Source organism: Rhodococcus sp. WWJCD1, from assembly GCF_002258735.1.
Taxonomy (GTDB): domain Bacteria; phylum Actinomycetota; class Actinomycetes; order Mycobacteriales; family Mycobacteriaceae; genus Rhodococcoides.
In genome coordinates this window covers 503,045-518,541 of sequence record NZ_NOXY01000020.1, presented here as the reverse complement: position 1 = coordinate 518,541, position 15,497 = coordinate 503,045, and the positions used below count along the sequence as shown (strand labels likewise).

The 15,497-nt window shown below is 64.2% G+C and carries 10 protein-coding genes; 4 read left to right on the top strand and 6 right to left on the bottom strand.

Annotation, left to right across the window (positions count from 1 at the left end; genetic code table 11):
- Positions 1–25: 25 nt before the first annotated feature.
- Positions 26–1,666 (top strand): GMC oxidoreductase, encoded by a 1,641-nt coding sequence (locus CH286_RS14825; RefSeq protein ID WP_032402119.1) that lies wholly within the window; start codon positions 26–28, stop codon positions 1,664–1,666.
- A 10-nt stretch (positions 1,667–1,676) separates the two neighbouring features.
- On the opposite strand, the gene CH286_RS14820 is transcribed toward CH286_RS14825, so the two are convergent.
- Both CH286_RS14820 and soxR read right to left on the bottom strand, forming a co-directional pair.
- Positions 1,677–3,290 (bottom strand): alkaline phosphatase D family protein, encoded by a 1,614-nt coding sequence (locus CH286_RS14820; protein ID WP_094609543.1) that lies wholly within the window; start codon positions 3,288–3,290, stop codon positions 1,677–1,679.
- 73 nt (positions 3,291–3,363) lie between these two features.
- Complete coding sequence (gene soxR, locus CH286_RS14815) at positions 3,364–3,801, bottom strand: redox-sensitive transcriptional activator SoxR (RefSeq protein WP_217902931.1); 438 nt, start codon at positions 3,799–3,801, stop codon at positions 3,364–3,366.
- 67 nt (positions 3,802–3,868) lie between these two features.
- On the opposite strand from soxR, the gene CH286_RS14810 reads away from it, so the two are divergent.
- Both CH286_RS14810 and CH286_RS14805 read left to right on the top strand, forming a co-directional pair.
- Complete coding sequence (locus CH286_RS14810; protein ID WP_094609541.1) at positions 3,869–5,254, top strand: MFS transporter; 1,386 nt, start codon at positions 3,869–3,871, stop codon at positions 5,252–5,254.
- Positions 5,255–5,318: 64 nt separating this feature from the next.
- Positions 5,319–5,741 (top strand): VOC family protein, encoded by a 423-nt coding sequence (locus CH286_RS14805; RefSeq protein ID WP_094609540.1) that lies wholly within the window; start codon positions 5,319–5,321, stop codon positions 5,739–5,741.
- 49 nt (positions 5,742–5,790) lie between these two features.
- Here the strand turns inward: CH286_RS14805 and CH286_RS14800 are convergent, their stop codons facing one another.
- On the bottom strand, positions 5,791–6,288 hold the full coding sequence (locus CH286_RS14800) for a MarR family winged helix-turn-helix transcriptional regulator (protein WP_032401944.1): 498 nt from the start codon (positions 6,286–6,288) through the stop codon (positions 5,791–5,793).
- A 74-nt stretch (positions 6,289–6,362) separates the two neighbouring features.
- Here CH286_RS14800 and CH286_RS14795 point away from each other — a divergent pair, with 74 nt between their 5' ends.
- A complete protein-coding gene (locus CH286_RS14795; protein ID WP_094609539.1) occupies positions 6,363–6,734 on the top strand; it encodes a nuclear transport factor 2 family protein in 372 nt (123 codons plus the stop codon).
- 4 nt (positions 6,735–6,738) lie between these two features.
- Here the strand turns inward: CH286_RS14795 and CH286_RS14790 are convergent, their stop codons facing one another.
- The 3 genes from CH286_RS14790 to rpoB form a co-directional block, all read right to left on the bottom strand.
- Complete coding sequence (locus CH286_RS14790) at positions 6,739–7,128, bottom strand: VOC family protein (protein ID WP_094609538.1); 390 nt, start codon at positions 7,126–7,128, stop codon at positions 6,739–6,741.
- Positions 7,129–7,328: 200 nt separating this feature from the next.
- Entirely contained in the window at positions 7,329–11,285 is a 3,957-nt protein-coding gene (locus CH286_RS14785; RefSeq protein WP_032401941.1) for a DNA-directed RNA polymerase subunit beta', read from the bottom strand.
- A gap of 96 nt (positions 11,286–11,381) precedes the next feature.
- Positions 11,382–14,888 carry a DNA-directed RNA polymerase subunit beta gene (gene rpoB, locus CH286_RS14780; protein WP_032380471.1) on the bottom strand — a complete coding sequence of 1,169 codons (3,507 nt, stop codon included), beginning with the start codon at positions 14,886–14,888 and terminating at the stop codon, positions 11,382–11,384.
- Positions 14,889–15,497 lie beyond the last annotated feature (609 nt).

Below are 15,497 nucleotides of genomic sequence, written 5' to 3'. Positions count from 1 at the left end.
CGTGAGTCAAGTAGGGGGACTTTCCGTGAACCGAAGGCAATTGCTGCGGTTGGCCGCTGCCGGAATGCTCGGCGCTGCCGCCGCTCCGGCCCTGAGCTCCGCCGGCCTGCCGGGTTCCGCCCCCGCCGGCGCACTCCCCCTCGGTGCCGACCGAATCCGGTCACTCGTTCCCGAACTGTTCGCGGACCCGCCGCGCCCACCGGACCACTCGTCCGTCATCGTGGTCGGCTCCGGATTCGGTGCCAGCGCCGCCGCGCTGCGTATGGCCCAGGCCGGCACCCAGGTGACCGTGCTCGAGCGCGGACTGCGCTGGCCACGAGACCCCTGGCGCGAGATCTTCACCGCCGACATGACCGCCGACGGACGCGGCCTGTGGCAGCAGAGCTCGTTCACCAACATCACCGGCATGCCCGTCGGACCGGTCGACCTCTTCGGCGGAGTCCTCGACACCACCCGCTACGAGAACCTCTCGGTGTGGCGCGGAGCGGCCGTCGGCGGCGGCTCGATCGTGTACACCGGTGTGACCATCGCACCGGACAAGAAATTCTTCGACCTCTCCTTCGGCGGACGCCTGAGCTACGACGAGATGGCCGCCACCTGGTACCCCAAGGCCCGTTCGATGCTCCGGCCGTCGGCGATGCCCGAGGACGTGTACAACAGCCCGAACTTCGCGCACTCGCGCACCTGGGACGACCACGCCCGACGGGCAGGATTCACCCCGGAAGCGGTCGACGGAAACTGGAACTGGAACGTCGTGCGCGACGAGATCGCCGGCCGGTCTCGGCCGTCCGCGACCGTCGGCGCGAGCACGTTCGGCAACTCCAACGGTGCCAAGCACGACCTGACTCAGAACTACATCCCCCAGGCAGAGGCCACCGGCCGCGCGGCCGTCTGCCACAGCCACCGCGTCGCGGCGATCGGCACCGAATCCGGCGGCCGCTACCGCGTCGAGATCGAACGCCTCGACCCGTTCGGCAACGTCGTCGAGACTCGCACCGTCACCTGCGACACCCTCGTTCTCGGGGCCGGATCCATCGGTACCACCGAACTGCTGATGCGCGCCCGCACCACCGGAGCACTGGCGAATCTCAACGAGTTCGTCGGCACCGGCTGGGGTACCAACGGCGACGCCTCGATGACGCGGTCGCTCGGGCCGATGTCCGCCGGACCGCAGGGTGCGCCCTGCGCATCCCGCATCGTCGACGACTCCGGGCTGCCCCTGACCGTCGAGAACTGGTACGTGCCAGGCGTTCCCGTGAACCTCGGATTCATCGGATCCCTCGGCATGACCATCGACCCACTGCGCGGAAACTTCGGATTCGATTCCGCCGCAAACAAATTGACCCTGAACTGGCCCAAGGGTGGCAGCCGCGACACCGTCGAAGCCCTACGCGCAGTGCAGAATCGGATGGCGCAGGCCGGCGGCACCATCGTTGCAGCCGAACCGTTCACCCGTGACGTCGACGACACCTTCACCGCCCATCCCCTCGGCGGCGCGGTACTGGGCGACGCCACCGACGACTACGGCCGCGTGAAGGGTCACCCCGGTCTCTACGTCGTCGACGGTGCACTGATCCCGGGAAGCACCGGAGCGGCCAACCCGTCATTGACCATCACCGCACTGGCCGAACGCAACGTCGCACAGATCATCGCCGACGGGCGCTGAGACACGGGCGCTAGCCGAGCTGGATCTCGGGGCGGCCTTCGGGGACGGTGACCGTTGCTGCGGTTCGCACCGATGCGCCCGGTGCGGAAACGCGGTCGAGAACCCTTACCTCCGAACGCCATTCTGTGTTGGTCAGCGTGCTGCGAAGATAGCCGCGACGAGCGTTGCCGTACTTCACATGCGGCGAACCGTCGGCGATGGCGGCTCCGGTGGAGTCGACATCGGCACCGTCCTTGCCCGACGCTATGGATGTGGTCGCGATCTCGACACCTTGGATCGGCGACACTTGATCCTGGTAATCGCGACGCAGTTCCGACACGATCGTGCGGTGAATGTCGCCGACGATCGACGCCACGTTCTTCGTGCCGCGATCCCTGGCTCCGTCGAGGATGCGATGACGCGAGGCCTCGTACCCGCTCCATGGATCCATACCGACCTTGCGATCGTTGCCCTGCCCACGCGCGAGATCGGCGATGACCGTCTGGTGCGCCAGAAAGTTCCACTTCGACGGTGACGCGAACCCGTCGAGGATCCATTGTTCCTGTGCCGCACCGGTGATGGTGCGCGACGGATCGGCCGTCTCGGCATCCTGAGCATGCTCGCCGTCTCCGTGCGCCTGATCGCTGCGGTACTGCCGGGTGTCCAGTACCGAGAAGTCCACCAGATCACCGAACGAGAACCGTCGATAGACCTTCATGTCCGGGCCGACGGGCTTCAGATTTGCGCGCACCGGAGTGTTCTCCCACCACGCCTTGAACGCATCGGCTCTGCGCAACAGGAACTCTCGCGGATCGTCGTCGTCCTGACTGATCTGCGAGGCCCAGTTGTTGTCCACTTCATGGTCGTCGAACGTCGAGACGAACGGTGCCGACGCATGCGCGACAGCCAGATTCTCGTCTGCCTTGTACATCGCGTATCGGTCGCGATAGTCGCTGAGCACCATGGTTTCTCGAGCCGCCGACTCGGTACGTGGCTCGCCCTTTCGTGCACCCTCGTCCTTGATCGCGTACTCGTATATGTAGTCGCCCAGAAAGAACACCACGTCGAGATTCGAGGCCGCCAAGTCCTGGTAAGCGCCGAAGAACCCGTCCTCCCATTTCTGGCACGACGCCCAGGCGAAATCGAGCTTGCTCGGCGACTGACCCACTGCCGGCGCAGTTTTGGTACGTCCGACCGGGCTCGCGTGTGGGCCGACGAGGAAGCGATAGAAGTATTCGCGGGCCGGCTCCAGCCCGCGGACGTCGACATGAATCGACCAGCCGTCGAACTCGGTGGCGAGCTCGATGCCCTCACGGCTCATGTGTGCGAAGTGCTCATCGGCCGCAATCTGCCACCGCACCGGCACCACGCCCGGCGTCATTCCGCCCACCGGCGCAAAGGGATCGGTGGCGAGCCTCGTCCACAGCACCACCGAATCGGGCAATGGATCCCCGGAGGCCACGCCGAGACGGAAGGGGTAGTCGGGGGTCACGACGGACTGTGCGTGCGCCGTGGTTCCCGCGAGTCCAGGAGTGAAGGCGAGCGCCCCTACCAACGCACTCCACGTCAGAAACTGTCGGCGCGTGGCCCCCGCCCGCAAGGAGATGTCCTGACCGATCCGAATCTCATTACCCCGTCTCACCATTGGTCGAGACTGTCGTGCCCGGGCAAACTGCGCCCGTCATCGACTCGACACAGAGGTGAACACGATGCGGCCTTCAGATGCGTCGAGCTCCTGGGCCCGCCTTGCCCAGCTCGTCGCCGGGGTTGAGCAAGGTGCACCCGCTGAGCGAAAGACATCCACAACCGATGCAGCCGGTCAGTTCCTCCTGCATCCGCGCAATCGACTGCTTGCGATCCTCCAGCCTCTGGTTCCATGCCGCCGAGATCTTTGCCCAGTCACGTTTGTTCGGGGTGCGGCCCGACGGCAGGGACGCAAAGACCTCGGCCACTTCGGAAAGCGGTATTCCGAACCGCACCGCCACCTGAATCAGCGAGATCCGACGAATCGCGTGACGGGGGAACTTTCGTACGTTGCCGGCCGTCCGCTCGGCGGGAACGAGACCGAGGGTCTCGTAGTACCGGACCGCGGACACCGCGGCACCGGTTCTGGCCGCGACCTCACCGATCGAGAGCAGCTCATCGCTGATGCGGATCATGCTGCCTCCCAGCGGGTCCATCGATTTGACCTAAAGTGCACTTTAGATCTTAACCTTCGTCAACATGCACCCCTCCACCGAACCCACGACCGGAACCTGGCGACAGTTGCTCAGCGCCCGCTACGTCGGCACCGCAACTGTCCTCGCCGGCGGCGTAGCGCTGTACGCCACGAACGTCTATCTCACCACGAGCCTGCTGCCCACCGCCATCGACGAGATCGGCGGCCAACGCTACTACGCTTGGACTGCAACGGTTTTCCTGATTGCGTCCGTCATTTCTTCGATGCTGGTCAGCAATGTTCTGGCTGCCCGCGGACCTCGCGGTGCATACCTCATCGGCCTGACGATCTTCGCCCTCGGAACCGTGGTGTGCGCCGTCAGCCCCACGATGGAACTCCTACTGGTGGGCCGAACGATCCAGGGTTCGGGAGGTGGACTACTGGCCGGACTCGGTTACGCCGTCATCAATGCAGCTCTGCCGCAGCATCTCTGGACTCACGGAGCTGCGCTGGTCTCCGCCATGTGGGGCGTGGGAACGTTCGCAGGCCCGGCGATCGGTGGCATATTCGCTCAATTCGAAGCCTGGCGGTGGGCTTTCGGCGTGCTCGTCGTCGCAGCACTCGCGGTGGCCACCCTCGTCCCCAAGGCGCTTCCCGCCCACACCAGCGAGCCCACCGACTCCAGCCCGGTACCGACATGGTCGCTGACCCTGCTGACCACGGCCGCACTGCTGGTGAGCGTGGCCGGCGTGATGCCGAGTCTAGCGATCACTGCAGCCATGGTTGCGGCAGGAGTGCTGCTGCTGATCGCCTTCGTCGCAGCGGACCGTCGCGCACGGTACGGCGTCCTCCCGCCGTCGACCTTCAGCGCGTCGTCCCTGAAATGGGTGTACCTGACCATCGTCGTCCTCGCCGTTGCATCGACAGTGGAAACGTTCATCCCACTGTTCGGCCAACGACTTGCCGGATTGGCACCGTTGGCGGCCGGATTCCTCGGAGCCGCACTGGCATTGGGCTGGACTCTCGGCGAGATACCGAGCGCGTCGGCCACGGCTCCACGCATCGTACGACGCATCGTCATCGGCGGACCGATACTCGTCGCTGTCGGATTGTGCACCATGGCAACGTTTCTCACCGATCGAGCAGGTGCCGGCCTGATCACCGTGTGGGTGGTGGGCCTGATCATTGCGGGAGTAGGAATAGGAATCGCATGGCCGCACCTGGCGGTGGGTGCCATGACATCGGTCACCGAACCGGGTGAAGGCGCACGAGCCTCGGCCGCCATCAATACCGTCCAACTGATAGCCAACGCTTTCGGCGCAGCCCTTGCGGGAGTGCTGGTGAACCTCGGGGAATCGTCGACGCTGCGATCGGCTCAGTTGCTGCTGTTCACCTTCGCAGCCGTGGCACTGATCGGCGTGGCAGCGGCGGCGCGATCGCAGCGGGCATAGGTGCGGGGCGGATCCATCCGATTCAGGACCGAAGCCGTCCGCGATCTCGACGAAGCTCACAGTCATGACGAACACCGACCGCACAGGATCCCAAATCGACCACCTCAACATCGGCGTCGCCGATCTCGCCGCCAGCGCCGAGTTCTACGGCGCTGCACTCGCACCGCTCGGGATCACCGAGATCATGCGAGTACCGCACACCCCCGAGGCGAACCAGCTCGCCATGATCGCCTTCGGTTGGGAGGAAGTGAAGCCCTTCTTCTGGATCGTCGACGCCCCGGGGTCGGCCGTCGGACCGCACACCCATCTCGCGTTCAGTGCCCCGGACCGCGCCACGGTCGATGCCTTCCACACCGCAGCGCTGTCGGCAGGAGCGATCGAACTCCGACCTCCAGGACTACAGCCCGAATACCACGCGACGTACTACGGATCTTTCGTGCGGGACCTCAACGGCATAGACCTCGAGGCTGTCTGTCACCACGGATGAACGACGTTGTCGTAGTCCGAGGTGGAGGTCGTCGCTGCGGTCGGGGCAGTCACTGCGGTTGAGGCAGTGTCCCGTTGATTCGGATGTGGTCACGCAGACGCGTGAGAATCGATTCGAGAGTGGAGACTTCGTCGGGTGCAAGCCCGTCGAAGAACAATCGACGCACCACGTCGACGTGACCCGCTGCCGACGCGTCCAGAGCTGCCCTGCCTGCTTCGGTGAGAACTGCATCGGTGGCGCGCGCGTCGGTAGTCGAGACCGTGCGATCGGTCAGCCCTCGTGCGGACATCCGGGCGAGGTGGTGAGAGGCCCTGCTGCGCTCCCAGCCGATCTCGGCGGCCAGGTCGGTCACCCGGCGACGTCCATCGGGACTGTCCGCCAGCGCGACGAGCACCGAGTAGTCGGCCAGGGATAGACCGTGATCCTCGGTCAGCTGGCGGTTCATCTCGAAGGTCATCTGCAGCGACAGCCCCATGTAGGCGCGCCACGCCGATTCCTGGGACGGCGTCAGCCAGGGAGAGTCGGCCGTCGACCGATTACGTGACATGTCATGTTCTTTCTGAGATGCTTGATCCGGGGTGCAGACGCAGTAGACCCCGATAACCAACCTTAGGGGCACAAATGGATCGCACGTCTCATACCGAGTTGGTACGTCGCAACGTCGTCGAGGTGTTCAACGCCACCGACGCCGAACTACGACGCGAGCTGATCGAAGCTATGTACCACCCGGACGCGGTGTTCTACGACGCCGAGCACACCGCGACCGGACGCGAAGCCGTCATCGACGCCATCACCGCGCTCCTCGCGGACTCCGCAGGCCTGTCCTTCTCCGTCACCGTCGAACCCGCCGTGCTGGGCGACGTTGCCCGCATCTCCTGGGCACTCTCGCCGCCCAACGCCCCGGCCGTCGTCACCGGCCAGGACTTCGCCGTCGTCAAGGACGGCACGATCGCCGAGCTATACACGTTCGTCGATCAGAAACAGCCCGGCTGACCCGTCAGGCTTGCACGACCCACACCGAATTGCCGTCGGGATCTCGCAGCGCAAACATGGGCGGTACGCCGTCCACTTCTTCCATCAAGTCGTCGAGATCGACGCCGCCGAGGGCGCTGAGCCGCGCATGCTCGGACGCGACATCAGCTGTCTCGACACCGATGGACCCACCGCCGGGCGTGCCTCCCATCGGCGGGTTGAGGGCGAGCCGCGCGGTCGAACCGGGCGGTGCCACCTCCAGCCACCGGTACTCACCCTCGGGGCCGAAACGCGAATCACCGCGAACCTCGAACCCGAGCACACGCGAGTAGAAATCGAGAGCCGCATCCTGATCGGCCACGGAGAACATGGCCACGCCGATGTTCACGACAGAGCTGGATGTTTGGTTGGTCATACCGGTAACGACTCGAGGCGCATCGAAAACTCATCGCTCCCAGAGTCACAACAACAAAGCCCCGCACCGACCGAAGTCGATGCGGGGCTTGTGTCTGCAGGCTCTGTCGTCGTGAGCGGAAACTCGTAGTGGGCTACGAGGCAGGAGTGGAGCCTGCGGAACGACCCACAACTCAGCCGCGCACGTGCGACGAAGTCGCTCTAGCGGTATTCGTTGGAGAAACCGTAGTCGTCGAGCGGCACTGCAGCACCGGTTCCCTGGCCGAAGCCGTCCGGGCTGTAGTACTGATCGTCGTACGACGGCACCGCGTATGCCGCGGCACGTGCCTCTTCGGTCGGCTGCACCGTGATGTTCCGGTACCGGTTGATGCCGGTACCAGCCGGGATGAGCTTACCGATGATGACGTTCTCCTTGAGACCTATGAGCTTGTCGCTGCGGCAGTTGATCGCCGCATCGGTGAGCACACGAGTGGTCTCCTGGAAGGACGCTGCCGACAGCCACGAGTCGGTGGCCAGCGACGCCTTGGTGATACCCATCAAGACCGGACGTCCGGCTGCGGGCTCGCCACCCTCGGAGACGACACGACGGTTGCTCGACTCGAATTCGCTGCGCTCGGTGAGTGAACCGGGCAGGAATTCGGTGGAGCCGCTGTCGATGATCGTCACGCGACGGAGCATCTGGCGCACGATCGTCTCGATGTGCTTGTCGTGAATCGACACACCCTGCGACCGGTACACCTCCTGGACCTCGTTGACGAGGTGGATCTGCACCTGACGGGGACCCATCACACGCAGAACCTCGTGCGGATCGGCAGCACCTTCCATGAGCTGCTGGCCGACCTCGACGTGGTCACCGTCCGCCAGAAGGCGCTCGGTGCCGTCGTCGTGCTTGAAGACGCGCAGACGCTGACGCTTGGAGAGCTTGTCGTAGACAACCTCTTCGCCGCCGTCGTCCGGGACGATGGTGATCTTGTAGAAACGATCGCCGTCCTCGAGCTGGATGCGTCCCGACACGTCCGCGATCGGAGCCTTGCCCTTCGGCACACGTGCCTCGAACAGCTCCTGCACGCGAGGCAGACCACCGGTGATGTCATCTCCGGCGACACCACCCTGGTGGAAGGTACGCATGGTCAGCTGGGTTCCGGGCTCACCGATGGACTGTGCGGCAACGATACCGACGGCCTCACCGATGTCGACCAGCTTGCCGGTGGCCATCGAGCGGCCGTAGCAAGTGGCGCAGACGCCGGTTCCGGTGGTGCAGGTGAGCACCGAGCGAACCTTGACCGACGTGATGCCCGCAGCGAGCAGCGCGTCGATGGCCGGGTCACCGAGATCGTGTCCGCGAGCGACGATGACCGTGCCGTTCTCGTCGACAGCGTCGTTCGCCAAGGTGCGGGCGTACGTGCTGGTCTCGACGTGAGCGTCGCGGATCATCTTGCCGTCGGCGGTCTTCTCGGCGATCGTCGTGACGATGCCGCGCTCGGTGCCACAGTCGGTTTCCCGAACGATGACGTCCTGCGAGACGTCGACCAGACGACGCGTCAGGTAGCCCGAGTCGGCGGTACGAAGCGCCGTGTCGGCCAGACCCTTACGAGCACCGTGCGTGTTGATGAAGTACTCGAGGACCGTCAGGCCTTCCTTGAAGGAAGACTTGATCGGACGCGGGATGAACTCACCCTTCGGGTTCGTCACCAAGCCCTTCATGCCGGCGAGCGAGCGAACCTGAGTCATGTTTCCGGCTGCGCCGGACTTCACGATCATCGGGATCGGGTTGTCGTCGGGGAAGTGGGCCTCCATGGCCTTACCGACCTGCTCGGTTGCGTCCTGCCAGATCTTGACCAGTGCGGAGTTGCGCTCGACCTTGTCGAGTGCGCCACGCTGGTACTTCTTCTCGATCTGATCGGCCTGAGCCTCGAAGGTCTCCATGATCTGCGGCTTCTCCGGCGGCACGAGGACGTCGGAGATCGAGATGGTGACACCCGAACGCGTGGCCCAGTAGAAGCCTGCGTCCTTGAGCTTGTCGACGGTCTGCGCGACGACGATCATCGGGTAACGCTCGGCGAGATCGTTGATGATGGTCGACTGACGCTTCTTCGGCATCTGCTCGTTGACGAACGGGTAGTCCGCCGGAAGCAGCTCGTTGAAGAGCACGCGTCCCAGAGTGGTTTCCGCGGTCCATGCCTCGCCGCGGTTCCAGCCCTCGGGGAACAGCTCGTTCTCGATCTCACGCGGAGGGCGCTGCGTGGTGAGACGAACCCGAATTTGCGACTGCACCGTGAGCGATCCACGGTCGACGGCCATCTGCGCCTCGGCCGGGGAGGAGTACGCCCCGAACTCTGCGTGATCGGTCTTGGCGTCGGCGCGCTCGCCGACAGCACCGGCATCGAGACGCGTCAGGTGGTACAGACCCGTCACCATGTCCAGACGCGGCATGGCGAGCGGACGGCCCGATGCAGGCGAGAGGATGTTGTTCGAGGACAGCATCAACACGCGTGCCTCGGCCTGAGCCTCGGCGGACAGCGGGAGGTGGACAGCCATCTGGTCACCGTCGAAGTCAGCGTTGAACGCCTCACACACGAGCGGGTGCAGCTGGATGGCCTTGCCCTCGACGAGCTGCGGCTCGAACGCCTGGATGCCCAACCGGTGCAGGGTGGGTGCACGGTTCAGCAGCACGGGATGCTCGGCGATGACCTCTTCGAGAACGTCCCACACCTGCGGACGCTGACGCTCGACCATGCGCTTGGCCGACTTGATGTTCTGCGCGTGGTTCAGATCCACCAGACGCTTCATCACGAACGGCTTGAACAGCTCGAGAGCCATCAGCTTCGGCAGACCGCACTGGTGCAGCTTGAGCTGCGGGCCGACGACGATGACCGAACGGCCCGAGTAGTCGACGCGCTTGCCGAGGAGGTTCTGACGGAATCGACCCTGCTTGCCCTTGAGCAAGTCGGAGAGCGACTTCAGCGGACGGTTGCCCGGTCCGGTGACCGGACGTCCACGACGACCGTTGTCGAACAGGGCGTCGACCGACTCCTGCAGCATCCGCTTCTCGTTGTTGACGATGATCTCGGGTGCACCGAGATCGATCAGACGCTTGAGGCGGTTGTTGCGGTTGATGACGCGGCGGTACAGGTCGTTGAGGTCGGACGTCGCGAAACGGCCACCGTCGAGCTGCACCATCGGACGAAGCTCCGGTGGGATGACCGGGACAGCGTCCAGGACCATGCCCATCGGCGAGTTACGGCCCGCCTGGAATGCAGCGACGACCTTCAGACGCTTGAGCGCGCGCAGCTTCTTCTGACCCTTGCCACTGCGGATGGTCTCGCGAAGAGATTCCGCCTCGGCATCGATGTCGAAGGTCTGCATGAGCTTCTGGATCGACTCGGCACCCATGGCACCGGTGAAGTACTCGCCGTACCGGTCGATGAGCTCGCGGTAGATGAGCTCGTCGACGATGAGCTGCTTGGGAGCAAGCTTGGTGAACGTGGTCCAGATCTCTTCGAGACGATCGAGCTCACGCTGCGCGCGGTCACGGAGCTGACGCATCTCGCGCTCGCCGCCGTCCTTGACCTTGCGACGCACGTCGGACTTGGCACCCTCGGCTTCGAGTTCGGCGATGTCGGCTTCGAGCTTCTGCGCACGAGCCTCGAGATCGGCGTCACGCTGATCTGCGACGGCCTTCTTCTCGACCTCCATCTCGGCCTCGAGCGTCGAGAGCTCGTTGTGACGGAGCTCGTCGTCGACCGTGGTGATGACGTAGGCAGCGAAGTAGATGATCTTCTCGAGATCCTTCGGAGCCAGGTCGAGCAGGTAGCCCAGACGCGACGGCACACCCTTGAAGTACCAGATGTGCGTGACCGGAGCGGCCAGTTCGATGTGGCCCATGCGCTCACGACGCACCTTGGCGCGAGTGACCTCGACGCCACAGCGCTCACAGATGATGCCCTTGAAGCGGACGCGCTTGTACTTGCCGCAGTAGCACTCCCAGTCCCGAGTGGGGCCGAAGATCTTCTCGCAGAAGAGGCCGTCCTTCTCGGGCTTGAGCGTGCGGTAGTTGATGGTCTCCGGCTTCTTGACCTCGCCGTAGGACCACTGACGGATGTCGTCCGCAGTGGCAAGGCCAATGCGAAGTTCATCGAAGAAGTTGACGTCGAGCACGTAACTTCCTTTCCCCGTTATGGGTGTTGTGCTGGAAGAGCAAATGAGAGAAACGCCTGCCGGATCCGCACTGGGCGGATCCGGCAGACCACAGAACTACTGAGCGAGGTCGTCGACCGTGGCAGCTTCGTTGCGGGAGAGGTTGATTCCCAGGTTGGCTGCGGCACGCTCGAGGTCTTCGTCGTCACCGTCGGCCATCGTGATGGCAGCACCGTCCGAGGACAGCACCTCCACGTTGAGGCACAGCGACTGGAGCTCCTTGAGGAGCACCTTGAAGGACTCGGGGATACCGGGCTCCGGGATGTTCTCGCCCTTGACGATCGCCTCGTACACCTTCACGCGGCCGACAACGTCGTCCGACTTGATGGTGAGAAGCTCCTGCAGCGTGTACGCGGCACCGTAGGCCTGCATGGCCCAGCACTCCATCTCACCGAAGCGCTGTCCACCGAACTGAGCCTTACCACCGAGGGGCTGCTGCGTGATCATCGAGTACGGCCCGGTCGAACGAGCGTGGATCTTGTCGTCGACCAAGTGGTGCAGCTTGATGATGTACATGTAGCCCACCGACACCGGGTACGGGAACGGCTCGCCGGAGCGGCCGTCGAACAACGTGGCCTTTCCGTCGGATCCGACCATCTGCTCGCCGTCGCGGTTCGGAATCGTGCTCTCCAGCAAGCCGGCGAGTTGATTCTCCTTGGCACCGTCGAACACCGGGGTGGCGATGTTGCTGTCGGCCGGAGCCGCCAGCATCTCCTCGGGCAGGCGTTCGGCCCAATCGGGCTTGCTGCCGTCCGCGGCGATCTGCACGTTCCAACCGGTCTTGCCGATCCAACCCAGGTGGGTCTCGAGGACCTGACCGATGTTCATACGACGCGGAACACCGTGGGTGTTGAGGATGATGTCGATCGGGGTGCCGTCGGGCAGGAACGGCATGTCCTCCTGCGGGAGGATCTTGCCGATGACGCCCTTGTTGCCGTGACGGCCGGCGAGCTTGTCGCCGTCCTGGATCTTTCGCTTCTGAGCCACGTAGACGCGGACCAGCTCGTTGACGCCGGGAGGCAGATCGTCGTCGTCGTCGCGCGAGAAGACGCGGATGCCGATGACCTTTCCGTTCTCGCCGTGCGGAACCTTGAGCGAGGTGTCGCGAACTTCGCGAGCCTTCTCACCGAAGATGGCGCGCAGCAGGCGCTCTTCGGGGGTCAGCTCGGTCTCGCCCTTCGGCGTGACCTTTCCGACCAGCACGTCGCCGTCACGAACCTCGGCACCGATACGGATGATGCCGCGCTCGTCGAGGTCTGCGAGGACCTCGTCGGAGACGTTCGGGATGTCGCGAGTGATCTCTTCGGCACCGAGCTTGGTGTCGCGAGCATCGATCTCGTGCTCCTCGATGTGGATCGAGGTGAGAACGTCCTCTTCCACGAGGCGCTGCGACAGGATGATCGCGTCCTCGTAGTTGTGGCCCTCCCACGGCATGATCGCCAGCAGCAGGTTCTTGCCGAGTGCCATCTCACCGTTCTCGGTGCAGGGGCCGTCGGCGAGGACCTGGCCGGACTCCACGCGCTGTCCCTCGTCCACGATCGGACGCTGGTTGGCGCAGGTGCCCTGGTTGGAACGCGCGAACTTGCGCATCCGGTATGTCTTGCGCGATCCGTCGTCGGCCATGACCGTGACGTAGTCGGCGGAGACCTCTTCGACCACACCGGTCTTCTCGGTGATGACGACGTCACCGGCGTCGACAGCGGCACGCAACTCCATGCCGGTACCGACGATCGGAGCCTCGCTGCGAACCAGCGGGACAGCCTGACGCTGCATGTTCGCGCCCATCAGGGCACGGTTTGCATCGTCGTGCTCGAGGAACGGAATCATCGCGGTGGCGACGGACACCATCTGACGAGGCGAGACGTCCATGTAGTCGATGTCGTCGGACGAGACGAACTCGACCTCTCCACCCTTACGACGGACGAGAATCTTCTCTTCGATGAAGTGACCCGAATCGTCGACCGGAGAGTTCGCCTGCGCGAGCGTGTGGCGATCCTCCTCGTCAGCGGTCAGGTAATCGACATCGTCGGTCACCTTGCCGTCGACGACCTTGCGGTACGGGGTCTCGATGAAGCCGAACGGGTTGACGCGTGCGTACACCGAGAGCGATCCGATCAGGCCGATGTTCGGGCCTTCCGGGGTCTCGATGGGGCACATGCGGCCGTAGTGCGAGGGGTGCACGTCGCGGACCTCGAGGCCGGCGCGCTCACGAGAGAGACCGCCGGGTCCCAGTGCCGACAGGCGACGCTTGTGCGTCAGACCCGACAGCGGGTTGTTCTGGTCCATGAACTGCGAGAGCTGGGAGGTTCCGAAGAACTCCTTGATCGCAGCGACGACGGGACGGATGTTGATCAGGGTCTGCGGCGTGATCGCCTCGACGTCCTGAGTTGTCATACGTTCGCGCACGACGCGCTCCATGCGGGACAAGCCCACGCGGATCTGGTTCTGGATGAGCTCGCCCACGGTACGCAGACGACGGTTGCCGAAGTGGTCGATGTCGTCGACCTCGACGGGAACCTCGACGCCCTCGGGTGCGGTCATCGAGGTCTCACCTGCGTGCAGACGCACCAGGTACTCGATGGTCGCGACGATGTCTTCCTCGGTGAGGGTCGACGCCACGATGGGCTGACCCGAGTTGAGGCCGAGCTTCTTGTTGATCTTGTAGCGACCCACGCGAGCGAGGTCGTAACGCTTGTCCTTGAAGAACAGGTTCTCCAGCAGGGTCTGCGCCGACTCCTTGGTCGGCGGCTCGCCCGGACGCAGCTTGCGGTAGATGTCGAGGAGAGCCTCGTCGGTACCGGCGGTGTTGTCCTTCTCCAGCGTGGCCATGAGGATCTCGGAGAAGCCGAAGCGCTCCGTGATCTGCTCGGTGGACCAGCCGAGAGCCTTCAGCAGCACCGTGACGGGCTGGCGACGCTTGCGGTCGATGCGGACACCGACGGTGTCGCGCTTGTCGACGTCGAACTCGAGCCAAGCACCACGGCCGGGAATGACCTTGACGCTGTGCAGGTCCTTCTCGGTGGTCTTGTCGATCGAATGGTCGAAGTAGACGCCCGGAGAACGCACCAGCTGCGAGACGACGACACGCTCGGTGCCGTTGATGATGAAGGTGCCCTTGTCGGTCATCATCGGGAAATCACCCATGAAGACCGTCTGGCTCTTGATCTCGCCGGTGTTGTTGTTGATGAACTCGGCGGTGACGAACAGCGGAGCTGCGTACGTCATGTCCTTGTCCTTGCACTCATCGGTCGAGGCCTTGACCTCGTCGAATCGTGGGTCGGAGAAGGAAAGCGACATCGAGCCCGAGAAGTCCTCGATCGGAGAGAGCTCGGTCAGGATGTCCTCGAGTCCGCCGGAGACACCACTGTCTCCGCGGGCGGCGGCACGGTCGCGCCAACTCTGCGCACCTACCAGCCATTCGAACGAATCCGTCTGTACATCGAGGAGACCGGGTACCTCCAACGGCTCGCGAATGTTCGCGAACGAAACCCTCCTCGGGGCTCCCGGTGTTCCGACAACTGCCTTGGTCTGGCTAGAGACTGCCAAGATGCGTCCTTCCAGCACCTCACGCGGGTCGCGCCGTTCCGTCGACTGACAGGACCTGTCAGCTGACACGACATGGCGACCGCCGCTGTATCTGTTTGCTATATGTGGGGCGAATTTCGGCTGGTCGCAACCAGACCGAATCCCCATCACAGCGGCCCGAAAACGTGCTTTCGGGTAACAGCGATCGAGAGGTGGACAGGAGGCAGCCAGCGCAACGTCCAAAGGTACCCCAAATGTGCGCACAGCGCAACGGGGGCATCAAAAGTAGCACCCGAGGTCCGTCCGCGCGCCGAGTCGGCAGCAGCGTGTCGACCTTCCTCGCCGCGACCCGATCGAGAGCGCCCGCTGAGCGGACGACATACGGGCCTGCAACCGATGACGAACAGCTGCGGCGAACAGAAAGCTGTGGTGAACGATCGTGTCCGGTCGCCACCACGGGGGTGCTCCTTCACGACAAGAGTGAACCCTGCGTCTTCCTTCGTCAAGAGGTCCGAGTGAATCCGCCGCCGCTATGGCAATCGAGCGCGGCTTCTGCTTGTATTTCTTCTGTCGCAACCGGGGGTGGCGTCGTCAGGTGATCGGGTTCGCCGCGTGACAGATCTCCTCTGTGCCACAGGGATATTCACG

Coding starts and splice junctions, on each gene's coding strand:
- CH286_RS14820 (WP_094609543.1), bottom strand. CDS start 3,290: ATGGTGAGACGGGGTAATGAGATTCGGATCGGTCAGGACATCTCCTTG.
- CH286_RS14810 (WP_094609541.1), top strand. CDS start 3,869: ATGCACCCCTCCACCGAACCCACGACCGGAACCTGGCGACAGTTGCTC.
- CH286_RS14805 (WP_094609540.1), top strand. CDS start 5,319: ATGACGAACACCGACCGCACAGGATCCCAAATCGACCACCTCAACATC.
- CH286_RS14800 (WP_032401944.1), bottom strand. CDS start 6,288: ATGTCACGTAATCGGTCGACGGCCGACTCTCCCTGGCTGACGCCGTCC.
- CH286_RS14795 (WP_094609539.1), top strand. CDS start 6,363: ATGGATCGCACGTCTCATACCGAGTTGGTACGTCGCAACGTCGTCGAG.
- CH286_RS14790 (WP_094609538.1), bottom strand. CDS start 7,128: ATGACCAACCAAACATCCAGCTCTGTCGTGAACATCGGCGTGGCCATG.